Origin of the sequence: Mucilaginibacter dorajii (assembly GCF_024808255.1) — a bacterium.
Lineage (GTDB): Bacteria > Bacteroidota > Bacteroidia > Sphingobacteriales > Sphingobacteriaceae > Mucilaginibacter > Mucilaginibacter dorajii.
On sequence record NZ_JANTYS010000004.1, the window covers coordinates 57,912 to 83,685 of the forward strand.

The 25,774-nt window shown below is 38.7% G+C and carries 21 protein-coding genes and 5 tRNA genes; all 26 read left to right on the forward strand.

Going from position 1 to position 25,774, the window contains the following annotated elements:
- The first annotated feature begins 39 nt into the window (after positions 1-39).
- The 26 genes from FHS10_RS06410 to rfbH all read left to right on the forward strand — a co-directional run bounded on the left by FHS10_RS06410 (position 40) and on the right by rfbH (position 25,774).
- Complete coding sequence (locus tag FHS10_RS06410) at positions 40-1,164, forward strand: hypothetical protein (RefSeq protein WP_259088610.1); 1,125 nt, start codon at positions 40-42, stop codon at positions 1,162-1,164.
- Positions 1,165-1,315: 151 nt separating this feature from the next.
- Positions 1,316-1,507 carry a 30S ribosomal protein S21 gene (gene rpsU / locus FHS10_RS06415; RefSeq protein WP_259088615.1) on the forward strand — a complete coding sequence of 64 codons (192 nt, stop codon included), beginning with the start codon at positions 1,316-1,318 and terminating at the stop codon, positions 1,505-1,507.
- Positions 1,508-1,592: 85 nt separating this feature from the next.
- Entirely contained in the window at positions 1,593-2,504 is a 912-nt protein-coding gene (locus FHS10_RS06420; protein WP_259089183.1) for a tyrosine-type recombinase/integrase, read from the forward strand.
- Positions 2,505-2,517: 13 nt separating this feature from the next.
- Complete coding sequence (gene hpf, locus FHS10_RS06425; protein WP_259088619.1) at positions 2,518-2,865, forward strand: ribosome hibernation-promoting factor, HPF/YfiA family; 348 nt, start codon at positions 2,518-2,520, stop codon at positions 2,863-2,865.
- 250 nt (positions 2,866-3,115) lie between these two features.
- Positions 3,116-3,188 (forward strand) — tRNA-Thr (locus FHS10_RS06430).
- A 66-nt stretch (positions 3,189-3,254) separates the two neighbouring features.
- Positions 3,255-3,335: transfer RNA gene (locus FHS10_RS06435), tRNA-Tyr, on the forward strand.
- Between the two features lie 82 nt (positions 3,336-3,417).
- Positions 3,418-3,490, forward strand: a tRNA-Gly gene (locus FHS10_RS06440).
- Between the two features lie 97 nt (positions 3,491-3,587).
- A tRNA-Thr gene (locus FHS10_RS06445) sits at positions 3,588-3,659 on the forward strand.
- 68 nt (positions 3,660-3,727) lie between these two features.
- The gene (gene tuf / locus FHS10_RS06450) at positions 3,728-4,915 is read left to right on the forward strand and encodes an elongation factor Tu (protein ID WP_076374890.1); all 1,188 of its coding nucleotides are present in this window, start codon (positions 3,728-3,730) and stop codon (positions 4,913-4,915) included.
- A gap of 77 nt (positions 4,916-4,992) precedes the next feature.
- Positions 4,993-5,063, forward strand: a tRNA-Trp gene (locus tag FHS10_RS06455).
- Positions 5,064-5,081: 18 nt separating this feature from the next.
- Positions 5,082-5,276 (forward strand): preprotein translocase subunit SecE, encoded by a 195-nt coding sequence (secE, locus tag FHS10_RS06460; protein WP_259088635.1) that lies wholly within the window; start codon positions 5,082-5,084, stop codon positions 5,274-5,276.
- Between the two features lie 16 nt (positions 5,277-5,292).
- Positions 5,293-5,835, forward strand: coding sequence for a transcription termination/antitermination protein NusG (gene nusG, locus FHS10_RS06465; protein WP_076374894.1), 543 nt, complete (start codon positions 5,293-5,295; stop codon positions 5,833-5,835).
- 186 nt (positions 5,836-6,021) lie between these two features.
- The gene (gene rplK, locus FHS10_RS06470; RefSeq protein WP_259088649.1) at positions 6,022-6,462 is read left to right on the forward strand and encodes a 50S ribosomal protein L11; all 441 of its coding nucleotides are present in this window, start codon (positions 6,022-6,024) and stop codon (positions 6,460-6,462) included.
- Between the two features lie 108 nt (positions 6,463-6,570).
- Complete coding sequence (rplA, locus tag FHS10_RS06475; protein ID WP_259088657.1) at positions 6,571-7,269, forward strand: 50S ribosomal protein L1; 699 nt, start codon at positions 6,571-6,573, stop codon at positions 7,267-7,269.
- Positions 7,270-7,271: 2 nt separating this feature from the next.
- Positions 7,272-7,790, forward strand: coding sequence for a 50S ribosomal protein L10 (gene rplJ / locus FHS10_RS06480; RefSeq protein WP_259088667.1), 519 nt, complete (start codon positions 7,272-7,274; stop codon positions 7,788-7,790).
- A gap of 64 nt (positions 7,791-7,854) precedes the next feature.
- Complete coding sequence (rplL, locus tag FHS10_RS06485) at positions 7,855-8,238, forward strand: 50S ribosomal protein L7/L12 (RefSeq protein ID WP_073405423.1); 384 nt, start codon at positions 7,855-7,857, stop codon at positions 8,236-8,238.
- Positions 8,239-8,463: 225 nt separating this feature from the next.
- Positions 8,464-12,267, forward strand: a complete 3,804-nt coding sequence (gene rpoB, locus FHS10_RS06490; RefSeq protein ID WP_259088675.1) for a DNA-directed RNA polymerase subunit beta — start codon at positions 8,464-8,466, stop codon at positions 12,265-12,267.
- Between the two features lie 110 nt (positions 12,268-12,377).
- A complete protein-coding gene (gene rpoC, locus FHS10_RS06495; RefSeq protein ID WP_259088679.1) occupies positions 12,378-16,667 on the forward strand; it encodes a DNA-directed RNA polymerase subunit beta' in 4,290 nt (1,429 codons plus the stop codon).
- A gap of 236 nt (positions 16,668-16,903) precedes the next feature.
- Complete coding sequence (locus tag FHS10_RS06500; protein WP_147056355.1) at positions 16,904-17,215, forward strand: DUF3467 domain-containing protein; 312 nt, start codon at positions 16,904-16,906, stop codon at positions 17,213-17,215.
- A gap of 159 nt (positions 17,216-17,374) precedes the next feature.
- Complete coding sequence (locus FHS10_RS06505; RefSeq protein WP_259088686.1) at positions 17,375-18,202, forward strand: polysaccharide biosynthesis/export family protein; 828 nt, start codon at positions 17,375-17,377, stop codon at positions 18,200-18,202.
- Between the two features lie 9 nt (positions 18,203-18,211).
- On the forward strand, positions 18,212-20,611 hold the full coding sequence (locus FHS10_RS06510) for a GumC family protein (protein WP_259088692.1): 2,400 nt from the start codon (positions 18,212-18,214) through the stop codon (positions 20,609-20,611).
- A gap of 94 nt (positions 20,612-20,705) precedes the next feature.
- Positions 20,706-21,749 (forward strand): ferredoxin--NADP reductase, encoded by a 1,044-nt coding sequence (locus tag FHS10_RS06515; protein WP_259088694.1) that lies wholly within the window; start codon positions 20,706-20,708, stop codon positions 21,747-21,749.
- Positions 21,750-21,762: 13 nt separating this feature from the next.
- On the forward strand, positions 21,763-22,533 hold the full coding sequence (gene rfbF / locus FHS10_RS06520) for a glucose-1-phosphate cytidylyltransferase (protein WP_259088700.1): 771 nt from the start codon (positions 21,763-21,765) through the stop codon (positions 22,531-22,533).
- A 1-nt stretch (position 22,534) separates the two neighbouring features.
- Positions 22,535-23,620 carry a CDP-glucose 4,6-dehydratase gene (gene rfbG / locus FHS10_RS06525; RefSeq protein ID WP_259088706.1) on the forward strand — a complete coding sequence of 362 codons (1,086 nt, stop codon included), beginning with the start codon at positions 22,535-22,537 and terminating at the stop codon, positions 23,618-23,620.
- Complete coding sequence (locus FHS10_RS06530) at positions 23,608-24,528, forward strand: NAD-dependent epimerase/dehydratase family protein (RefSeq protein WP_259088709.1); 921 nt, start codon at positions 23,608-23,610, stop codon at positions 24,526-24,528. Before rfbG ends, FHS10_RS06530 begins: the two co-directional genes overlap by 13 nt.
- On the forward strand, positions 24,512-25,774 hold the full coding sequence (gene rfbH, locus FHS10_RS06535; protein WP_259088710.1) for a lipopolysaccharide biosynthesis protein RfbH: 1,263 nt from the start codon (positions 24,512-24,514) through the stop codon (positions 25,772-25,774). Before FHS10_RS06530 ends, rfbH begins: the two co-directional genes overlap by 17 nt.

Consider the following 25,774-nt stretch of genomic DNA (forward strand, 5'->3'; position numbering starts at 1 on the left):
CAGGCGAGTATTTGTAAAGAGGATTTTATGTTAAGATACATGAATAGAGGCCAGTTTAAGAATTTTAGCTTTTTATTGATTTTATTCCTGTTAACAACAGTTTGTAAGGCAGATGATGGGGGCAAAGAGGGGGGCTTTAAATGCCATTTGATTTCTGGTTGCTCAACAAAGAAAATATCAAAACCTAATTTATCGCTATTTATTGATAGGGCAGATCTGGGCATTTATGCGATGGGCAACCCTGAACAATTTTTACACATTACTTATTTTTTAATTAATAACTCTGATGATACAGTGAAGTACGTAGGGGCGGGCTGTTTGACTTCCAGGTTTTTTCATATAGATAATCCCGATATAACTATAATTGACAATAACTGGCCACCTGATAGCACAGAGATGTTACTAATCCCGCCACATAGAGGGATTGAAGGAAATTTGATTGGGAAGTTTAAACTGAGGCCTGTTAGTGCCTTCAAATTCAAAGTTGGTATAAGCCTGCTAAAATGGGGAAGAGACGACATTCCCTCTATTCTCAAGAAAGTAACGATCTCTGGAGCCAATGTCCTTTGGTCTGATGTTGAAACAGTTGAAGTTGAAAACAAGCATTATAATTACAAAAGGGATATAGCAAATATAAAAGCTCGTTGGTTAAAACGGCCTATGGACGCATTTTTTCCGCCACTTACTAAAACTGATCGGGATAAATATTCCATAAGTATAGATGAAAATAAGATAGCGAAATTACGGGATAGTATTGTTTATGATTTAAATATATCTAAAAGGAGTATTTTGAAGCGAAAATGCTTAGTTACCATGTGTCCGGTAAAATTGAATAATAATTCAAAGGATACTTTAGAGTACATTAATATGAAATGCTCGTGGACGGATATTTATAAACCGGATAATAATAAATTTAGTGTTGTAAAGATGATCTGTTACAGTAATTTCCCTACAACGATAAAAGTTTTTCCCGATCAATCGATTACTATATATGTGCCTATTAAGACATTCGATTTGAAAAATAGAAATACAAAAATTAAAATTGGGATGAATCTTTATAAGTACTGGAGCAATGATCAACTTCATATGTTTAACCCAGATGAACTTATGCTACGACCCGAAACGAACAATATGGTCTGGTCAAATGAAATTTTGGTTAAATAATGAGGACTACATGCAAGTTGTATAAGGACTTCAATAACCTAATCAACCACTCTCCCCAATCAACCACTCAACTAAATTCACCTTACCTATTTGATATTCAAAACCAAATACTTAACTTTGCCCTCCCTTGAAAGGAGGTATTTAGGAAATTATGATCATTATTAACGTAAAAGACGGCGAATCATTAGACAAAGCATTGAAACGCTTCAAAAAGAAATTTGAAAAAACTGGTGTTTTAAGAGAGCTTCGCAGTCGTCAGGCATTTGAGAAAAAGTCTGTAACCCGTCGTCATGTTGTTAAACATGCCATCTACAAGCAAAATATGAATATCGAAACTGTTTAATTCTGTTAAAAGAATTTTTTCAGATTTGTTAACACTATATTAAAACTATTTGTACATTCAATCTCTGGATGTTCAAATAGTTTTTATGTTTTTAGAGCGTTTTATCCAATATATTCAGTACGAAAAGCGGTATTCACCGCACACCGTATCGGCCTATGAATCAGACCTGGATCAATTCATGCGCTTCCTCAACAACCCTGGCAATGCCATAGTTGCCCCCGAATCCACTATTACCCATCCCGATCAAATTAGCTACCACGATATTCGTAACTGGATGGTTGAGCTTATCGACCAAAAATTAACCGGTCGGTCGGTAAATCGCAAAATGGCCACTTTGCGCAAATACTTTAAGTTTTTGTTGCAGGAGGGGATCATCACTCAAAATCCTACTTCAAAGATCCGTTCGCAAAAAGTACCCAAACAACTTCCGGTTGTTGTGGAAGGCGATAGCCTGGCAAAAATGCTTAATGATGACAATATTTTTACAAACGATTTTACCGGCATCCGTGATAAGCTGATCATTGAAATATTGTTTGGCACCGGCATGCGCCTGGCCGAGCTTTTGGGGCTGAAGGACAGTGATATTAACGACTACGAAGGTACCTTAAAAGTATTGGGAAAACGCAATAAGGAGCGCATTATTCCCATCAATACAGAACTTAGGATATTACTTGGGCAGTACATGGAGGTGAAGAAAAATGAGAATTTTGATAACAATTCCTTAATGTTAATCGTTACAAGTAAAGGTGCCAAGGCATACCCAAATTTAATTTACCTGATAGTGCAGAAATACCTTTCAAACATATCAACCCAAAATAAACGAAGCCCTCACGTACTAAGGCACACATTTGCAACAAGCTTACTAAACAACGGAGCCGACCTGAACTCCATTAAAGAACTTTTAGGCCACGCCAACCTGAGCGCGACCCAGATTTATACACACAATTCAGTTGAACGATTAAAGTCTATTTACAAACAAGCCCATCCAAAGGCGTAACACAGGAGGAAACATGAAAATTACAGTGCAATCAATTCATTTTACCGCAGACAAAAAATTATTAGATTTTATTCAGAAAAAGGCTGATAAGCTGGATACGTTTTATGACCACATCATAAGTGGTGAAGTTTATTTGAAGCTTGAGAATGTGGAAGATGAGGCAAATAAAATAGCCGAGATTAAACTATTGTTGCCGGGTAACCAGATTTTTGCAAAAGAGAAATGCAAAAGTTTTGAAGAGGCAACAGATTTGGCCATTGAGAGCTTGCGCAAGCAGATTGAAAAGCATAAACAGAAGAAAACCATCGCTGCTGCTACAGCCAAAAAGGCAATTTTAACAGAAGCAGAAGACGGATTTTAATATAAAAACGGCCATTTTATGGTTAAAATCGACAGGTTTACAGCCTGTCGATTTTTTTTGATAAAAAATTTTGCAACGGCTTAAATTTTTGTAGATTTGCAATCCCTTTCAGAGAGGCACCAGCGTAGTAAAATACCCCGGAAAACTTTTATGAAAATAGTTCTTTAAAATATAAAAAACTTATTAGTTTTGCGCCTCGATTAACGGAGCCCTTAAGGGTTTCAAAAATTGAAAGGGTAAATTAAAATAAGCCTCCTTAGCTCAGCTGGTAGAGCGACTGACTTGTAATCAGTAGGTCATTGGTTCGATCCCGATAGGAGGCTCAGTTTTTTTCGGAGATATAATGTTTAGCTTCAACTTTGGACATTGTAAATCCGGAACAAACTAATGGGGAGATACCAGAGCGGTCAAATGGGGCGGACTGTAAATCCGCTGCTTCGGCTACGAAGGTTCGAATCCTTCTCTCCCCACTGGAAGTTCCAGAGATAACTAAATTCTAAATTCTAAAAATTGTTTTAGAGTTTAGAGTTTAGTTTTTGGAATTTAAAACAAGCGGAAGTAGCTCAGTTGGTAGAGCGATAGCCTTCCAAGCTATAGGTCGCGAGTTCGAACCTCGTCTTCCGCTCGGTTGGTTCATTAGGCGGTTAGTTCATTTGTTCATTAGTGGCGGCCGGAACAGACCAATGAACTAATAAACGAGTGAACCAATGAACAAAAAATAAGCCGACGTAGCTCAGGGGTAGAGCACTTCCTTGGTAAGGAAGAGGTCATGGGTTCAAATCCCATTGTTGGCTCAATAAGAGAGTAAAGAGTAAAAGAATACATTTTTAAGTAAAAATTAACCTACAAATAATTATAAATCATGGCAAAAGAAAAGTTTGACCGCAGTAAACCGCACTTAAACATCGGTACAATCGGTCACGTTGACCACGGCAAAACAACCCTTACTGCAGCTATCACTAAAGTATTAGCTGATGCAGGTTTATCAGAAGCTCGTTCATTTGATTCAATTGACTCAGCTCCTGAAGAAAAAGAACGTGGTATTACCATCAACACGGCTCACGTTGAGTATTCAACTGCAAACCGTCACTATGCTCACGTTGACTGTCCAGGTCACGCGGATTATGTGAAAAACATGGTTACCGGTGCTGCTCAGATGGACGGTGCAATCATTGTGGTTGCTGCTACTGATGGTCCGATGCCACAAACCCGCGAGCACATCCTGTTGGCACGTCAGGTAGGTGTACCTGCGCTTGTTGTTTTCATGAACAAGGTTGACATGGTTGATGATCCGGAATTATTAGAATTAGTAGAAATGGAAATTCGTGAATTATTATCATTCTACGAATATCCAGGTGATGATATCCCAGTTATCCAGGGTTCTGCATTAGGTGGTCTTAACGGCGATCCTACCTGGGTTGGTAAAATTATGGAGCTTATGGATGCTGTTGATAGCTACATCCCTATCCCTCCACGTTTAACTGAATTGCCTTTCTTAATGCCTGTTGAAGACGTGTTCTCAATCACTGGTCGTGGTACTGTTGCTACCGGTCGTATTGAGCGTGGTGTAATCAACTCAGGTGAGCAAGTTGACATCCTTGGTATGGGTGCTGAAAACTTGAAATCAACTGTAACTGGTGTTGAGATGTTCCGTAAGATACTTGATCGCGGTGAGGCTGGTGACAACGTAGGTTTATTGTTACGTGGTATTGAAAAAACTGATATCCGTCGTGGTATGGTTATTTGCAAACCAGGTTCAGTAACTCCACACACTGATTTCAAAGCAGAAGTTTACGTATTATCAAAAGCAGAAGGTGGCCGTCACACTCCATTCTTCAACAAATACCGTCCGCAATTCTATTTCCGTACAACTGACGTAACTGGTGAGATTTCATTAGCCGAAGGTGTAGAAATGGTTATGCCAGGTGATAACGTTACAATCACTGTAAAGCTGATCAACGCTATTGCAATGGAAAAAGGCTTACGTTTCGCTATCCGTGAAGGTGGCAGAACAGTAGGTGCTGGTCAGGTAACTGAAATATTGAAATAACAATTTCAAAAAGGTTAATTGGAAACATAAGTTTACCGTTAAAAGTAAACTTATGTTTTCTTATTATAATTATATACACGGGAATAGTTCAACGGTAGAATAGAGGTCTCCAAAACCTTTGATCAGGGTTCGAATCCTTGTTCCCGTGCATAAAGCAAATAAGCAAATGGCTGGCGTAGCAGAATATATTAAGGAATCATACATCGAGTTAACTGAAAAGGTAACCTGGCCAACCTGGCGCGAGTTGCAAAGCAGTGCCGTATTGGTACTGGTTGCTGCTATCATCATTGCCATGGTTGTTTTAGGTATGGATCAAATCATAGCTTACCTGCTAAAGGCATTTTATAATTCACTTACATAATTTTTAGGAGATAACGATGAGTGATCAATTGAAGTGGTATGTGGTGAGGGCCATTAGTGGTAAAGAAAAAAAGGTTAAACAATATATAGATGCCGAAATTAGTCGTTTGGGCATTACGCATTTAGTACCACAGGTATTAATACCTACCGAAAAGTACTACCAGATGCGCGACGGAAAGAAGATCGCTAAAGAGCGTAACTATTTCCCGGGCTATGTGTTGATGGAAGCCGTACTTGATGGCGAAACTGAACACATCATCAAAAATATTAACAGTGTTATAGGATTTTTAGGCGATAAAGCCGGCAATGCTATCCCACTGCGCCAGGCCGAAGTTAACCGTATTTTAGGTAAGGTTGACGAAATGAGTGCCCAGGGCGAAACAATGAACGTTCCTTACTACATCGGCGAAAACGTAAAAGTAATGGACGGACCTTTCAACGGTTTTAGCGGCGTTATCGAAGAAGTTAACGAAGAGAAAAAGAAATTGAAAGTAATGGTAAAGATATTCGGGCGCCGTACGCCGCTTGAATTGAATTACATGCAGGTAGAGAAAGAATAGATTTGAGATATGAGATTTTACATGTGAGACATTGAAAATCAAATTAATCAAATTTTTAATAAAATATACAGGTTTGTAAATAAGATAGGAGTCTCAAATCTCATATCTAACATCTCAGATCTAAAAACCTTAAATGTTACTTAGCTTCCACTTACTAACATTGAGTTATAATTAAAGTAAATTAAAATGGCAAAAGAGATCGGTGCAATGGTAAAGCTGCAAGTTAAAGGCGGCGCCGCAAACCCATCACCTCCAATTGGCCCTGCATTGGGTGCAAAAGGTGTGAACATCATGGAGTTTTGCAAGCAATTTAATGCACGTACCCAGGATAAAGCTGGAAAGGTGTTGCCTGTTTTGATTACTGTTTATGTTGACAAATCTTTCGAATTTATCATCAAAACTCCTCCCGTTGCAATCCAGTTATTGGAAGTAACAGGTTTAAAGAGTGGTTCAGCAGAGCCTAACCGTAAAAAAGTTGCCAAAGTTAACTGGGAACAGGTTGAGACTATTGCTAAAGATAAAATGGTAGATCTGAACGCATTTACTGTAGAATCAGCCATGAAAATGGTGGCAGGTACTGCCCGTAGTATGGGAATAACCGTAACAGGTACGGCTCCCTGGAACTAAAAAGATTTCGGATTTCGGATTTTCGATTTCGGATTTTTAAAATCTCAAATCTCAAATCTCAAATCACGGATCTAAAATTATTAATTTATACAAAATCAGTTTAAGACAGTGGCTAGATTAACAAAAAATCAAAAAGCGGCAATGTCCAAAATTGAGGCAAACAAATCGTATTCATTAGAAGCTGCATCAGCTTTGGTAAAGGAATTAACCTTAACTAAATTTGATTCATCAGTTGATATAGACGTTCGTTTAGGTGTTGACCCTCGTAAAGCCAATCAAATGGTACGTGGTATTGCAACATTACCTCATGGAACCGGTAAAACTGTACGTGTATTGGTGCTTTGTACTCCTGATAAGGAACAAGAAGCTAAAGATGCAGGTGCGGATTTTGTAGGTTTGGATGATTATATTGCCAAGATTGAAGGCGGATGGACTGACGTTGATATTATCATCACTATGCCAAGTGTGATGGCTAAGGTAGGGCGTTTGGGTAGAATTTTAGGCCCGCGTAACCTTATGCCAAACCCTAAATCAGGTACAGTAACTCCAGAAGTTGGAAAAGCTGTAACTGAGGTAAAAGGCGGTAAGATCGACTTCAAAGTTGATAAAACAGGTATCATCCACACCTCAATAGGAAAAGCATCTTTCCCTGCAGATAAAATTTATGAGAATGCATTAGAAGTATTGCAAACTATCTCAAAATTAAAACCATCTGCTGCAAAAGGAACATATTTCAAGAGTATTCATATCTCTTCTACTATGTCTCCAGGGATTACAGTTGAAACTAAATCAGTAGCGGGGATCTAATCATGAATAAAGAAGAAAAATACGACCTTGTTCTTGCCCTTACTGAGCAAATGAAAGAGTTTGGTAATTTCTATATTACTGATACCTCTGATCTATCAGTTGCAAAGATCAACGATATTCGTCGTCAGTGTTTTCAAAGTGAGATCACGATGAAAGTAGCAAAAAATAGCTTGATTAAAAAAGCTATGGAAGCTGCCGGTGGCGATTACGAGCCAATATTTGAAGTATTAAAAGGTTCTTCATCAATCCTTTTCTCAAAATCAGCGACTGCTCCGGCAAAGTTGATCAAACAATTAAGGAAAAAAGGTGATAAACCAGTTTTAAAAGCTGCTTATATTGATTCAGCTATATTTATTGGCGACAACCAGATCGATACATTGATCAAGTTGAAATCAAAAGAACAGCTGATTGGCGAAGTTATAGGATTATTGCAATCACCAGCCAAAAATGTTATTTCTGCATTACAATCAGGCGGAAACACTATTGCTGGCCTTGTAAAAACATTACAGGAAAGAGGTTAACCGAACACCTTAATAAAGTTCGATATTAAAAAACAAAAAGCATTAAAAGTAAAATTTAAATAAAATGGCGGATTTAAAAGCGTTTGCTGAACAGTTGGTAAACTTAACAGTAAAAGAAGTAAACGAATTAGCTCAGATCTTAAAAGACGAGTATGGTATTGAGCCTGCTGCTGCAGCTGTTGCTGTTGCTGCTGCTCCGGCTGGTGGCGATGACGCTCCTGCTGCTGAAGCAGTACAAACTGCATTTGACGTTATCCTGAAAGAAGCAGGTGGCGCTAAATTAGCAGTTGTTAAATTAGTAAAAGACTTAACTGGCTTAGGTTTGAAAGAAGCTAAAGATCTTGTTGACGGTGCACCAAAAGAAGTTAAAACTGGTGTAACTAAAGAAGAAGCTGAATCTTTGAAAAAACAATTAGAAGAAGCTGGAGCAGTAGTTGAGGTTAAATAAGTTAACCCAATAAGAATATAGCATGAGACTCCGACCTTTTTGGTCGGGGTCTATTGCTGTTTATAAAGGTTTGGATATGAGCCTTAGATATGAGATTATGGGATATGAGTTTGTTGCCTGTTATTTTTAACGGGCTTTCATCTCTGAAACTATTTCCAATCTCAAATCTCACATCTCAAATCTCACGTCTACAGAAGTTTATTAATAAACTAAAAATTAAACACCTTGGCAAACAACATTAATCAAAGAGTAAACTTTGCAACCAGTAGAAAGGTACTTGATTACCCCGATTTCCTGGATGTTCAGTTGCAATCTTTCCAGGAATTTTTTCAATTGGAAACCACCTCAGACAACCGCTATAAAGAAGGTTTGTTTAAAGTGTTTGCTGAAAATTTTCCTATTTCAGATTCAAGAAACATCTTCGTTTTAGAGTTTCTGGATTACTTTATTGATCCGCCACGTTATGATATACAAGAGTGTATCGAACGCGGATTAACTTATAGTGTACCATTAAAAGCCAAGTTGCGCCTTTCATGTAATGATGAGGAGCACGAAGATTTTGAAACAATTGTACAGGACGTTTATTTGGGTACTATCCCTTATATGACTCCTAAAGGTACTTTTGTGATCAATGGTGCCGAGCGTGTAATTGTATCTCAATTACATCGTTCACCTGGTGTATTCTTTGGCCAAAGCCGCCACACCAACGGTACAAAATTATACTCGGCCCGTGTTATACCTTTCAAAGGTTCATGGATTGAGTTTGCTACAGACGTTAACAACGTGATGTATGCTTATATTGACCGTAAAAAGAAATTCCCGGTTACCACATTACTGCGTGCTATTGGTTATGACTCTGATAAAGACATCTTAGAGTTATTTGAACTGGCCGACGAAGTAAAAGTAAGCAAATCTGGCCTGAAGAAATTCATCGGCCGTAAGCTTGCTGCAAGGGTGCTTAAAAAATGGGTTGAAGATTTTGTCGATGAAGATACAGGTGAAGTGGTATCTATTGACCGTAACGAGATCATCCTTGAGCGTGAAACCGTATTAGAAGATGACCATATCGATATGATCATTGACGCTGGGGTAAAAACCATCATCCTTAACAAGGAAGATGCGTCGACCAGCGGTGATTATACCATTATATACAATACTTTACAGAAGGATACTTCAAACTCTGAGAAAGAAGCGGTTGAACACATCTACCGTCAGTTACGTAACGCCGAACCACCTGATGAGGAAACTGCACGTGGTATCATCGATCGTTTGTTTTTCTCAGATAAGAGATATGATTTAGGTGATGTGGGCCGCTACCGCATCAACCGTAAATTAAAACTGAACACTTCTGATGAAACCAAGGTTTTAACCAAACAGGATATCATCGCCATCGTTAAATATTTGATCAAACTGATCAACTCAAAAGCCGAGGTGGATGATATTGATCACTTGTCAAACCGTCGTGTTCGTACAGTGGGTGAGCAGTTATATGCTCAGTTTGGTGTTGGTTTGGCTCGTATGGCACGTACTATTCGTGAGCGTATGAACATCCGCGACAACGAAGTATTTACTCCTACTGACCTGATAAACGCGCGTACATTATCATCTGTGATCAACTCGTTCTTCGGAACAAACCAGTTATCACAGTTCATGGACCAAACCAATCCACTGGCAGAGATCACGCACAAGCGTCGTCTGTCAGCCCTTGGGCCCGGTGGTCTGTCACGTGAGCGTGCTGGTTTCGAGGTTCGTGACGTACACTATACCCACTACGGTAGGTTATGTACCATCGAAACTCCGGAAGGACCAAACATTGGTTTGATCTCGTCACTTTGCGTACACGCCAAAATCAATAATTTAGGCTTTATTGAAACACCGTACAAACGTGTGGTTGAAGGTAAAGTACAGGTTAATGAGCCGGTTATCTATTTATCTGCCGAAGATGAAGATGGTAAAACAATTGGCCAGGCCAACGCGCATTATGATGATAACGGTGTATTTGCTTTACCAAAAGTAAAAGCACGTTTTGAAGGTGACTTCCCGATCATTGATCCGGAGAAACTTGACTTAATGGATATTGCTCCAAACCAGATCACTTCTATCGCGGCTTCATTAATTCCGTTCCTGGAACATGATGATGCTAACCGTGCATTGATGGGATCAAACATGCAACGCCAGGCTGTACCTTTGTTACGCCCTGAAGCGCCAATTGTTGGTACCGGTTTGGAAGGTCGTGTGGCAAAAGATTCACGTACACTTATTAATGCCGAAGGCGATGGTGTGGTTGAATATGTTGATGCTAACGAAATCCGTATTAAATATGACCGTAACGAGCTTGACCGCCTGATATCTTTTGATGGCGATTCAAAAAGCTACCGTTTAACCAAGTTTAAGAAAACCAACCAAAGTACTACCATGAACCTTAAGCCAATTGTTAAAAAAGGCCAAAGGGTATCAAAAGGTGAAGTGCTTTGCGAAGGTTACGCAACACAGGCAGGCGAACTTGCACTGGGGCGTAACTTAAAAGTGGCTTTCATGCCTTGGCAAGGTTACAACTTTGAGGATGCGATTGTAATTTCTGAGCGCGTTGTATCTCAGGATATCTTTACTTCACTTCACGTAGAGGAGTTTGAATTAGAGGTACGTGATACCAAACGTGGTGAAGAAGAGTTAACACCAGATATCCCTAACGTATCAGAAGAAGCTACCAAAGATCTTGACGAAGACGGTATTATCCGTGTAGGCGCCGAGGTTAAAGAAGGCGATATCCTGATTGGTAAGATCACTCCGAAAGGCGAATCAGACCCATCACCAGAAGAGAAACTGTTACGCGCCATTTTTGGTGATAAAGCAGGTGATGTTAAGGATGCATCTTTAAAAACCCCTCCTTCAATTGCAGGTGTGGTTATTGATACCAAATTATTTAGCCGTGCCAAGAAAACGTCGAAAGCCGAAGAAAAAGCACAGTTAGAGAAATTGGATAACAAACATGATAAAGCTGTAAAAGATCTTAAAAATACTTTGATCGAAAAGTTATTTGAGATTGTTAACGGTAAAACATCACAAGGTGTTTACAACGTTTACAAAGAGCTTCATGTACCTAAAGGTGTTAAATTCACCCAGAAGATTTTAGTTGAGCTTAATTACGAAAATATTAACCCAACTAAATGGACAACTGATGACGATAAAAACGATCAGATAAAAACCTTACTTCATAACTATAACATTAAAGTTAATGAGGAATTGGGTGCTTACCGTCGTGATAAATTTGCTATCAGTGTGGGTGATGAGCTGCCATCTGGTATTGTTCAAATGGCTAAAGTTTATATCGCTAAAAAGCGCAAGCTTAAAGTGGGTGATAAAATGGCGGGTCGTCACGGTAATAAAGGTATTGTTGCACGTATTGTACGTGACGAAGACATGCCTTTCCTTGAAGACGGAACACCGGTTGATATTGTGTTGAACCCACTGGGTGTACCTTCACGTATGAACTTAGGGCAGATCTATGAAACCGTATTAGGTTGGGCAGGTAAAGAGTTAGGCTTAAAATTTGCTACTCCTATTTTTGATGGTGCAAGCCATACCGAAGTAGAAGAGTATGTTAAAAAAGCAAACTTACCAGAATCTGGCCGTACTTATTTATACAATGGCTTAACAGGTGATCGTTTTGACCAGCAGACCACAGTAGGTATCATTTACATGCTGAAATTAGGTCACATGGTTGATGATAAGATGCACGCACGTTCAATAGGGCCATACTCATTAATTACACAACAACCATTGGGTGGTAAAGCCCAGTTTGGTGGTCAGCGTTTTGGTGAGATGGAGGTTTGGGCATTGGAAGCATTTGGTGCTGCCAACATCCTGCAGGAGATATTAACCGTTAAATCGGATGATGTTATCGGCCGTGCTAAAACTTATGAGGCTATTGTTAAAGGTGAAAACCTGCCAACACCATCAGTTCCGGAATCATTCAACGTATTGGTTCATGAATTAAGAGGTTTAGGTTTAGATATCACGTTAGAATAATTATTGAGTTATTGAGGGATTGAATTATTGAGTAGTTCAGTCCTTCAGTAATTTTTTGGAATTCGATAATTCAATAATTCATCCTTCAATAATTAAAAACAAAGGAGACTATGTCTTACAAAAAGGATAATAAAATCAAAAGTAATTTCACCACAATTACAATCAGCCTGGCTTCTCCGGAGTCTATTCTTGAGCGTTCAAGTGGCGAGGTTTTAAAACCAGAAACCATCAACTACAGGACCTATAAGCCTGAGCGTGATGGTTTATTCTGCGAGCGTATTTTTGGTCCGGTTAAAGATTATGAGTGCCATTGCGGTAAATACAAACGTATCCGTTATAAAGGTATTGTTTGCGACCGTTGCGGTGTTGAAGTAACCGAAAAGAAAGTACGTCGCGAGCGCATGGGCCACATTAACCTTGTAGTTCCTGTTGCGCATATCTGGTACTTCCGTTCGTTGCCAAATAAAATTGGTTACTTACTGGGCTTACCAACCAAAAGATTAGACTTAATTATCTATTACGAGCGCTATGTAGTAATACAGCCAGGTATTAAAGAAGCAGACGGAATCAACAAAATGGATTTCCTTACTGAAGAAGAATACCTTGACGTATTAGATACCCTTCCAAAAGAAAACCAGTACCTTGACGACAAAGATCCTCAGAAATTTGTTGCCAAAATGGGTGCCGAGGCTTTGGAAGAATTGTTAAAACGCCTTGACCTGGATGAGCTTTCATTTAGCTTACGCCACCAGGCCGCAAACGAAACTTCACAACAACGTAAAAACGAAGCTTTAAAACGTTTACAGGTTGTTGAGGCTTTCCGTGATGCAAAAACCAGGATTGAAAATAACCCTGAGTGGATGATTGTTAAAATCGTTCCGGTTATCCCGCCTGAATTGCGTCCGTTAGTGCCACTGGAAGGTGGTCGTTTTGCTACTTCGGATTTGAATGATCTTTACCGTCGTGTAATTATCCGTAACAACCGTTTAAAACGTTTGATCGAGATTAAAGCACCGGAAGTGATTTTACGTAACGAAAAACGTATGTTACAGGAAGCTGTAGATTCGTTATTTGATAACTCACGTAAAGTTAACGCGGTTAAAACCGAAGGTAACCGTGCATTGAAATCACTTTCGGATATTCTGAAAGGTAAACAAGGCCGTTTCCGTCAAAACTTATTAGGTAAACGTGTGGATTACTCTGCCCGTTCGGTAATTGTTGTAGGTCCAAACCTTAAATTACACGAGTGCGGTTTACCAAAAGATATGGCTGCCGAGTTGTTTAAACCATTTATCATCCGCAAAATGATTGAGCGTGGTGTGGTTAAAACAGTAAAATCTGCCAAAAAGATAGTTGACCGTAAAGACCCATTAGTTTGGGATATTTTGGAAAACGTATTGAAAGGACACCCTGTGTTACTAAACCGTGCGCCTACGCTGCACAGGTTAGGTATCCAGTCGTTCCAGCCAAAACTGGTTGAAGGTAAAGCGATTCAATTGCACCCATTAACCTGTACAGCATTCAACGCGGATTTTGACGGTGACCAGATGGCTGTTCACGTACCACTTGGTAACGCGGCAATTTTGGAAGCCCAGGTACTGATGCTTGCATCACACAACATTCTGAACCCTGCAAACGGTACGCCTATCACTGTACCATCACAGGACATGGTACTTGGTTTGTACTACATAACCAAGGGCCGTAAAACAGATGAAGGACGTGTTGTAAAAGGACAAGGCTTAACTTTTTACTCTTCTGAAGAAGTTATTATAGCTTACAACGAGAAAAAGATCGATCTACATGCTTTTATTAAAGTAAAAGCGTTTACAAAAGATCGTGAAGGTAACATTGTAAGCAAAATTATTGATACCACTGTAGGTCGTGTATTGTTCAATGAGCATGTACCGGTTGAAGTTGGTTACATTAATGAACTATTAACCAAAAAATCACTGCGTGATATCATTGGGGAAGTAGTAAAAATTACCGGTATGGCACGTGCAGCCCAGTTCCTTGATGATATTAAGGAATTAGGTTTCAAAATGGCATTCCAGGGTGGTTTATCATTTAACCTGAAGGACATTAACATCCCAGCAGAAAAAGTTACACTAATCGAAACAGCTTCTAAACAGGTTGAAGAGGTTATGGGTAACTATAACATGGGTTTCATCACCAACAACGAGCGTTATAACCAAATTATCGATATCTGGACGCGTATCAACAACCGCTTAACCGCGAATGTGATGGACATCCTGAGCAACGATAACCAGGGCTTTAATTCGGTATACATGATGCTTGACTCTGGCGCACGTGGTTCTAAAGAGCAGATCCGTCAGCTTGCAGGTATGCGTGGTTTGATGGCCAAGCCTCAAAAATCAGGCTCAGGTGGCGAGATCATTGAAAACCCGATCTTATCAAACTTTAAAGAAGGCTTATCGGTATTAGAGTACTTTATCTCTACCCACGGTGCCCGTAAAGGTTTGGCGGATACGGCGTTGAAAACAGCTGATGCTGGTTACTTAACCCGTAGGTTGCATGATGTTGCCCAGGATATGATTGTTGGTATGGTTGATTGCGGTACTTTAAGAGGTATCTACACAACTGCATTAAAAGACAACGAAGATATTGTTGAGCCATTATATGACCGTATTTTAGGTCGTACCACTTTACATGATGTTCATGATCCTATCACCAACGAACTGTTGGCGCATGCAGGTCAGGATATTACTGAAGAGATTGGCAAAAGGATTGAGAACTCTCCGTTAGAGGGTATTGAAATTCGTTCGGTATTAACATGCGAAAGCAAACGCGGCGTGTGCGCGCTATGCTACGGTCGTAACCTTGCAAGCGGCAAGCGCGTGCAAAAAGGCGAGGCTGTTGGTGTAATTGCAGCACAGTCAATCGGTGAGCCAGGTACGCAGTTAACACTTCGTACATTCCACGTGGGTGGTACCGCGTCAAACATTGCGGCTGAATCACAGATCAACGCTAAGTTTGATGGTATCATCGAATTTGAAAACGTACGTACTGTAGAGTATAATACTGCCGAAGAAGGTAAAGTAGATGTTGTATTAGGGCGTTCTGGTGAGTTCCGTATTGTTGAGGAAGGAAGCAATAAAGTTATTGTAACCAACAACATTCCATACGGTTCATACCTGTATATTAAGGATGGCGCTAAAATTACCAAAGGCGACCGTATCTGTTCATGGGATCCGTACAATGCGGTTATCATCTCAGAGTTTGCAGGTATCACACAGTTTGATGCCGTGTTAGAAGGTATCACTTTCCGTGAAGAATCTGACGAGCAAACGGGTCACCGCGAAAAAGTAATTATCGATACTCGTGATAAAACTAAAAACCCTGTTATTCAGATCACTGATAACAAAGGAAACTTAGTTAAAGGATATAACATTCCTGTAGGTGCACACATTGCTGTTGAAGAAGGCGAAAAACTACAAACAGGACAGGTTATTGCTAAAATCCCTCGTTCAACTGGTAAAACCCGTGATATCACCGGTGGTTTACCACGTGTAACCGAGTTGTTTGAAGCACGTAACCCATCAAATCCGGCTGTAGTAACCGAAATTGATGGTGTGGTAACTTTAGGCGGTATTAAACGTGGCAACCGCGAAATGACCATCGAGTCAAAAGACGGCCAGGTTAAAAAATACCTTGTTCCATTGTCAAAACACATTCTTGTACAGGATAACGACTTTGTGAAAGCCGGTATGCCTTTATCAGACGGTTCAATTTCTCCTGCAGATATCCTGGCTATTAAAGGCCCTGCTGCAGTACAGGAGTATCTGGTGAATGGTATCCAGGAAGTTTACCGTTTACAAGGTGTGAAGATCAATGATAAACACTTTGAAGTTATTGTTCACCAGATGATGCAGAAAGTTGCTATCGAAGATGCGGGGGATACCCGTTTCTTAGAGCGTGAAGCTGTTGATAGTTGGGATTTCATGACTGAGAACGATGAGATATTTGACAAAAAGGTGGTAACAGAGCCAGGGGATTCTGCTACACTAAAATCTGGTCAGATAGTATCATTGAGAAGGTTACGTGATGAGAATTCGGTTTTAAAACGTAAAGATTTAAGATTGGTTGAAGTGCGCGATGCTATCGCCGCAACATCAAGCCCGATACTGCAAGGTATCACCAGGGCCTCATTAGGTACCAAATCGTTTATCTCAGCTGCATCGTTCCAGGAAACTACCAAAGTACTTAACGAAGCTGCAATTGCAGGTAAAAAAGATTTAATGCTTGGCTTGAAAGAGAACGTTATTGTTGGTCACTTAATACCTTCAGGTACGGGTTTGCGCGAATACGAAAATATCCGTGTAGGCTCACAAGAAGAATTCGACCGCTTAATGGCATCAAAAGCCGAAGAAGTAGAAGCATAATTTAAGCTTTAAATATTTTAAGGTCCTCCGTGAAAATGGAGGACCTTTTTTTATTTTTAAATATTTGAATAAATTTAAAAGTATTCAAAACAATAGTCGATTACTGTTGTTGTAGCTTGACTTAATATCATAGACGTGATTGGGCAGTTTACCAGATTACATAAAAGATAAGAGGTTAAAATAAGTACCCCCAAAAAGACTTTATACAAAAAGCGTCTTTTTGTTATTTTAGTAGAATGGAAGAACAAAACGAAAACCAGCTCAACATTGAGCTTTCTGAAGAGATTGCCGAAGGAATTTATTCTAACCTGGCAATTATTACCCACTCCAGTTCGGAGTTTGTGCTCGACTTTATCCGCGTTATGCCGGGTGTACCCAAGGCCAAGGTAAAATCAAGGATAATTTTAACCCCGGAGCATGCCAAGCGACTGCTAACGGCATTGGAAGATAACATTGAAAAGTTTGAAACTCTAAATGGTCGGATTAAGATTCAACAAGATCCATCGGGCTTTCCGATGAATTTTGGAGGAACCATGGGACAGGCATAATTTTCAATATTATATTAAAATGCACATTTGATTAAAAAAAAGTTACGTTAATGCCGGTTTTTTAAAAAAAATTATAATTATATATGGATGATTTAAAAAAAGTCTATATATTGCAATGTTTTAAAACTTACACCTATAAAAATATGAGAGCTTAATCCAATGAGAAAGATCTACTTCTTAAATTTATATTTGATATCGTTTATTTTGTTCTTTTCAGTAGGGTTGTTTTCTTGCACTTCGACGAAAAAGGTTAAATACTTTCAGGATATACCAGATTCGGGGCAATTAAAGACAATAGTTAAAGCTGAATATGTGCCCCCGGTTATTAAGGTTGATGATATCTTAACAGTAATAATACAAACTATTGATCCGTTAAGTGCAAGTACCGCAATTATCAATATGGGCAATATCCCTATTGCAAGTACAGGCGTATCTCTTAATCCATCCGCAATATCAACGGCAAGTCAACAGGTTTCATCCGGTTACTTGGTAGATAAAGATGGAAATATAACGTTGCCGATCCTTGGGAAAATTAAGGTCGAAGGGTTGTCAACTTCAGATGCTGCTGATGCTATTAATAAAATTGCGCTCAACTATTTTAAGGTACCTACAGTTACCGTAAGATTTTCAAATTTTAAGGTTAGCATCACCGGAGAAGTTTTAAGACCGGGTATTTATGTAATACCTAATGAAAAGATCAATATTCTTGATGCTATAGCCTTGGCCGGCGATTTAACCATATTCGGTAAAAGAGATAATGTTCTTTTAATAAGAGAAAACCCCGATGGTAGCAAAACACCTTACAGGATTAATTTGAAGAAAAGTGATATGATGTCTTCTCCATATTATTATCTACGTCAAAATGACATTATTTATGTTGAACCTGGTCCAGGTAAGTCTGCAGCTACCGATGCTTCTCAAGCTCGCTACTATACATTAGTGGGAACAGTTTTATCAGTCATAATAGTATTTTTAACAAGAAAATAGTAATAAAGAATGGCGTCTCGCAACCCAATATCCCCGTCTCATTCATCTAAAAAGAAACAGGACGAAGAGTTTGATTTTAAGAAGTTTGTATCTAAGGTTATTACAAATTGGCAATATTTTGTTATCGGTATAATTGTATTTGGTTGTATAGGTATTTTTTACAAAAAGTATGCTATATCAAATTATAAGATTAATGCATTGATGCTTATTCAGGATGATAAGTCTGGTGGATCTGGTAGCGGAGCGTTAGGTGGGCTTGCATCATTAACAGATATATCATCATTACTGGGAGTTACCAGCAATGCCGAGAATGAGGTTAATATCCTGAAATCAAGAAGTATAGTTGATGATGTAGTTAAAGATTTAAAACTAAATGTTATAACTTTTAGAAATGGCCGGATTAAAAAAACCGAGATTTTTGACGAAGCACCCTTTGAAATTAATGTTACTTACAAAACTGATTCGATTGAAGCCAGACAATTTGAAATAAATGTTAACAACGATAAGATTAGTTTCAAAGACGATAAGGACGATGTTAATATAAAGGCTGAGTACGGGAAAAAAATAAGCCTTCCTCAATATGATATTGTTTTTGTAAAAAAGCCGAACGTTCTTGAAACGGGAGCTTATACGGTAGTGTTAGTTTCCAGGGAAGCGGCTGTTGAAAGGCTATCAAAATTGTTGGATATAGGCTTATCAAGCAAAACAACCACTACCATAACGCTGGCGCTCGATTATCCCAATTCAAAAAAAGGCGAGGCTATTTTGAATACGGTAATGGATATTTACCTGAGGGCAAACCGGGATAGTAAGCTTCAAATTGCAGATAGCACATTGTCATTTATTAACAATAGATTGAAGCTGGTTGGCAGGGAGTTGACAGATGTAGAAAGCGAGTTTGAAGGTTTCAGAAAAGAAAATAAAATAGCCGACGTTGACGAGCAATCGAAAGCTTTGATTGGTGCTTCAAGTGATTTTATGAAGCAACTTAGCACATTAGACGTTCAAATATCGGTTATCAAGGATTTGCAAAAATTCTTAAATAATCCAAGTAATAAAAAAATTATACCAGCTACACTTGCAGTTGCAGGCGATGGATTTTCTGAAACGATTCAGAAATATAATGAACTGTTGGTTGATAGAGACAGGCAGAGTCTTGTTAGTACGGATAATAACCCTTATATCCAGAATTTGGATTCTCAGATTGATAATTTTAGAACTGTAATAGTTAAAAATCTAAACGTATATCTGAAAGGTTTAGAGGTTAGTAAAGCCAACCTTCAAGCTCAGAACCAAAAATTTAATGGCCAGATTGAAAGCGTCCCTGCTATATCAAGGAAGTTTTTAGATTATACTAGACAGCAGACGGTAAAGCAGGATTTATATATATTCCTTTTACAGAAAAGAGAAGAAACAGCAATTTCCAGAACCTCTACTATATCTACCGCAAAAATTATTGACTCTGCAAAAAGTGATTATGAACCTAATTATTCAAAATCATTGTTAACAACGATTGTCATATTCGGGCTGGGCATTATATTTCCTTTAGCATTTATATATATCAAAGAATTGTTCAATGTTAAAATCAACTATAAGTCTGATATAGAGGAGGCAACTAATATTCCTGTGGTTGGTGAAATTAGCCACAACGATTCCGAAAATAGTTTAGTAGTAAATAACCAGTCCAGATCTATAATATCGGAGCAATTCAGGGCGCTGAGAACAAATTTGCAATATTTACTAAACGTAGAACAGCCACAAGTGATCATGGTATCGTCAAGTATGAGCGGCGAGGGAAAATCATTCATCTCGCTAAATATTGGAAGCGTGTTGTCGTTGGGTGATAAGAAGGTGGTATTTATTGAGTTGGATTTACGTAAACCAAAGCTTTCTCAAAATATCGGTCTCGATAACAGTAACGGTTTTACTAATTTCGTGGTATCGAGCAGTATGTCTGTCGATTCTATTCTGAAGCCATTATGGTTTAGCGAGAATTGCTTTTTAATTAGTTCGGGTCCTATTCCGCCAAACCCGTCTGAGTTAATGTTAAACGATAGATTGGGTTTGCTTATTAGTGAGTTAAAAAAGAGATTTGATTTTATTATAATAGATAGTGCTCCTGTCGGATTGGTTTCGGATGCGTTAATCATAGAAAAGTTTGTTGACATTACACTTTATATTGTTCGTCAGAAATATACTTTCAAAGCTCAATTGGGCATTGTAAATGATTTGGTTGATAGTAATAAGTTAAGAAAGGCATACCTGGTAACCAATGATATCGAAACTAAAACAGGGGGCTATTATGGCGGCTATGGTTATGGCTACGGTTATGGCTACGGTTATGGCTACGGAAACGTTGAGGAGGCGAAGAAAAAAGAAGGTTGGATTACTAAGTTATTTAAAAAGTAATTGTACAATGATACCGCTAATCTGAATATTAACATTGTTTGATAACAGTAAAAACATTTATTCTGTAAGTACCCCCTATATTAACAAATAAAAAATGTTGTCATTTACCTTAAAAGTTGTTGAAATACGTTCGGAAACTTCTGATACTGTTACCGTTTGTTTTAAACAGCCTGGATTAAAAAAAATAAAATATCTACCAGGCCAATATTTAACATTGATTTTTCGTATCAATGGTCGAAAATATATACGCCCGTATTCTTTTTCCTCGGCTCCGGGTGTTGATCCTTATCTTGAGGTTACTATTAAAAGAGTGCCTGGAGGTGTGGTATCTAATCACGTTAACGATTTTTTAAAGGTTGATGAGCTTGTTGAGGTTATTCAGCCAATGGGCGATTTTGTTTTAAACAACGAAATGCTGGAAAACAACCTCCATATTGTACTGTGGGGAGCCGGGAGCGGAATAACACCATTAATTTCTATTGCTAAATATGTGTTGAATACAAATACCGGCAATAGAGTTACCCTGGTATATGGGAATAAAAACTCCGAATCGGTTATCTTCAAAAACAAAATAACTGAACTTGAAAATCAGTATCCGGAAACACTTGACACATGGCATTTTTACACCCAGTTAAAAATAGCCGAAAATAACTCTGAAATTATTGAAGGTAGAATAAGTCCTGAACGGATTCTTGCTATTTTAAAGCAGCAGGTAGATATTCAAAATACTGTCCATTTTATTTGTGGCCCAACTGGTTTAAAACAATCGGTAAAAGAAACATTAAAAGAGCTTTCCGTTGACGATGATGCCATTTTTACAGAAGAATTTGAAACTATAAAGAATCCTGAAGATTTTAAAGATATAACCACCCGCTTAGTTGAATTTGTTAAGAACGGCGTTGGAAGCAAGGTGGAGGTTACAAAAGGCAAAAGTTTATTGGAAGCGGGGTTGGATTTTAATTTAGACTTGGATTACTCTTGCCAAACAGGAAGTTGTACACTGTGCAAAGCTAAAATTTTAGCCGGTAGTATAAAAACTATAGGTATACAACACATGCCGAGTTCTTTAAAGGATGATGAGTGTTTACTATGTTGCGGTTATCCTTTATCAGATGATATTAAAGTAAGCGTTTTATAATTCAATAAAATATATGAAAGTAGTATTGTTAGCCGGGGGATTAGGAACCCGATTGTCAGAAGAAACAGTCTTAAGGCCAAAGCCCATGGTTGAAATTGGTGGTATGCCTATCTTGTGGCATATCATGAAAATCTACTCATCGCATGGATTTAATGATTTTGTTATTTGTTTAGGATACAAGGGTTATGTGATTAAGGAATATTTTGCAAACTATTTTTTGCATAAATCTGATGTTACAATAGATCTGAAAGACAATTCTATTAAAGTACACGATAGCCAGGCAGAACCCTGGACGATAACCTTGGTTGATACCGGTAACGAATCAATGACTGGGGGGCGTATAAAACGTATACAGCCTCATGTAGGTAATGAAACATTTATGCTTACCTATGGTGATGGCGTTAGCGATGTAAATATCGCCGAGTTAGCAAAATATCATAAAGAAAAAGGTAAACATTGCACAGTTACATCGGTGCAGCCATCCGGGCGCTTTGGTGCTATCAATATTAACGACGATAAAAGCGTGCATTCATTTATGGAGAAACCCAAAGGAGACGGCGCGTGGATCAATGGAGGCTTTTTTGTTTGTGAACCCGCGGTTTTTGATTATATAGACGGCGATAGTACCATATGGGAAAGAGAGCCTATGGAGAAAATCGCCTTAGATGGGCAGATGGTTGCTTTTGAGCATAATGGCTTTTGGAAGCCAATGGATACTTTGAGAGACAAGCAGGAGTTGGAGGGTGATTGGGCAAATAACAGCGCTAAATGGAAAACCTGGTAATATGAGCTTTAACAATATATATCACGGAAAAAAAGTACTGGTTACAGGTCATACCGGCTTTAAAGGCTCATGGCTTTCCATTTGGTTAAAACAATTGGGAGCGGATGTTTATGGTTATGCCTTACCCCCATATTCTGAACTCGATAATTTTGTTACCACAAACCTTGAGAGCCAGATTACTCATTTTGAAGGCGATGTTAGAGATGCAGCCAAATTAAATGATGTATTTGCTAAAGTACAGCCCGAGATAGTTTTTCACCTGGCTGCTCAGCCTCTTGTGTTGCTTTCGTATGAAGATCCGGTTGGTACATTTGAAACCAATTTGATGGGAGTAGTTAACTTTTTCGAAGCTGTAAGAAAAACCAAATCTGTAAAGGTAGCAATTAACGTAACCAGCGATAAATGCTACGATAACAAAGAATGGGTTTGGGGATACAGGGAAAATGATCCAATGGGGGGCAAAGATCCTTATAGTGCATCGAAAGGCTGCGCAGAACTTATTACAAGTTCATATGTTCATTCGTTCTTTAATAATTCAAGCTGCCTTGTAGCGTCGGCTAGAGCCGGTAACGTCATTGGCGGAGGTGATTGGGCAAAGGACCGGATAGTACCTGATTATTTTAGAGCATTCAAAGCAAATTTAAAACTCACTATAAGAAATCCGTATGCCACCCGACCTTGGCAGCATGTATTGGAGCCTTTAAGTGGGTACCTGAATCTTGCTGCAACCCTTTATGAAAAAGGTAAAGAGTATTGCGGCGGGTGGAATTTTGGCCCTGAAGATACATCAAACTATTCCGTAAAAGACCTTGTTGACAGAATGTTGTTGATTGATAATACCGGAGGATATGAGATTCCGGAAAATACTGTAAAGCCCCATGAAGCTACATTGCTTAAACTTGATATATCAAAAGCGGTTAACTATTTAAATTGGAGGCCGGTACTATCCTTTGATGAAACTGCCGAGTTTACCGTGAATGGTTATAAAGATGATATTTCAGAAGAAGGTATTTTAAATAAGAGAATAGAACAGATTAACTTGTATACAAGTAAGGCTGTCCAAAAGAAAATTGAATGGGCGATATAAAAAAGCTTTTAATAACGGGAGCAAGTGGTTTTTTGGGTAGCCGTCTTTTAGAAATGCTTTTGAAAGAGAGTTACAGCCCGGTTGTGTATTTAAGGCAAAGCTCTGATACATGGCGTATCAAAAATCTGCAAGGTGATTATGAAATTTTTATAGCCGCTGATAATAGTGAGTCAAGTATACAAAAGTTGTTTGACGAACATGAGATAGAGGGTATACTTCACATAGCAACTGAATATGGCAGGCAAAAGTCATTATCGTCAATAATCGAAACTAATGTTCTTTTTCCGTTAAGGCTTATTGAAGCCGGATTGAAGCGAGGTTTAAAGCTTTTTATAAATACAGATACTTTTTTTGGAAAGAAGCAATTCGATTTGCAATATCTTAGTGACTATACCACATCTAAAAGAGTACTTGAAGGACTTTTAAACGGCCTGGCATCAAAGCTAACTATAGCTAATTTACGAATAGAACACGTATATGGCGAAAACGATTCCGAAAGTAAGTTTGTTACCAGCGTTATTAAACAGGCTATCTTGAATAACGATGAGATATTGCTTACAGAGGGATTGCAAAAACGTGATTTTATATATGTTGATGATGTGGCAAATGCCTATATCAGCGTATTAAAATACGGTAACCTTACCCATGGTTACAATGAATACGAGGTAGGTACAGGTATCTCAATAAGGGTTAAAGATTTTGTAACCGGGATTGCTAATACGGCCAACTCAAAATCAAATTTAAATTTTGGAGCAATTGCGGTACGTGCGGGCGAGATAGAAGATTCATCAGCCAATATAACTGCACTAACGCAATTGGGATGGGCTCCTGAGTATGATATGAATAAAGCATTGAAAAAAATAATTACAGCAGAGAAAAAAAGATTTGCATATGAAAATGGAATTTGACTTAAAAACATTTAAAAGAAGCATTCCCGGAGTTAATTATATCCCAGTTACTGGTAAAATAATTGAAGAGGACGATTTGATGCTTGGCATGGAAGCCGTAGCAGATGGCTGGTTAACCGCAGGTAGATTTTCAAATGCTTTTGAAAATGAGTTTGCTGATTATTTTGGTGCACCTAAAGCGTTACTTGTAAATTCTGGTTCATCGGCTAACTTGGTTGCATTTTATGCATTAACATCGCCAAAATTGGGTGACAGGGCCATTAAACCAGGAGATGAAGTTATTACTGTAGCTGCCGGTTTTCCAACTACTGTAAACCCAATTGTTCAATTCGGGGCTATACCTGTTTTTATTGATGTGGATATTGCAACCCACAATGTTAAGGCGGATTTGATAGAAGCGGCTGTATCACCAAAAACTAAAGCGATCATGATAGCCCACTCTTTAGGAAATCCTTTTGATTTGGACGAGGTTATGCGTGTAGCAAAAAAATATAACTTATGGGTGGTAGAAGATGATTGCGATTCGTTAGGTGCTACTTATAGAGGTAAAAAAACGGGCACTTTTGGCGATATATCTACTTTTTCTTTTTACCCTGCGCACCACATAACCATGGGCGAAGGTGGGGCAGTTTTGATCAATAATCCGGTGTTAAGCAAATTAGCCGAAAGCTTTAGAGATTGGGGAAGAGATTGTTACTGTGAACCAGGTAAAGATAACACCTGTGGTTGCCGTTTTTCGCAGCAACTGGGTTCGTTACCATATGGTTATGATCATAAATATACTTATTCGCATGTTGGTTTTAACTTAAAAGTTACTGATATGCAGGCTGCAATAGGCTTATCTCAGTTACGTAAAGTGGATAGGTTTGTTGAAAAAAGGAGACAAAACTACAAGGCTTTGTATCAACGGATGAAGAGGTTTGAAGATGTTTTTATTTTGCCTGAACCAACTCCAAACAGTGATCCGTCATGGTTTGGATTTTTGATGACGTTAAGGGACGGTGATGCATCAGATAGGCATATGCTTGTTCAGCATCTCGAAGAAAATAAAATTGGTACGCGCTTATTATTTGCAGGTAATCTGCTTCGCCAGCCGGCCTATGATGGCGTAGCACATAGAGTGGTAGGTGATTTAACTAATACCGATATTATCATGAACCGCTCGTTTTGGTTAGGTGTATGGCCCGGGTTGGATGAAGAACATTATGACTATGTGGCTGATGTGATTGCTAAATATTTAGCATAA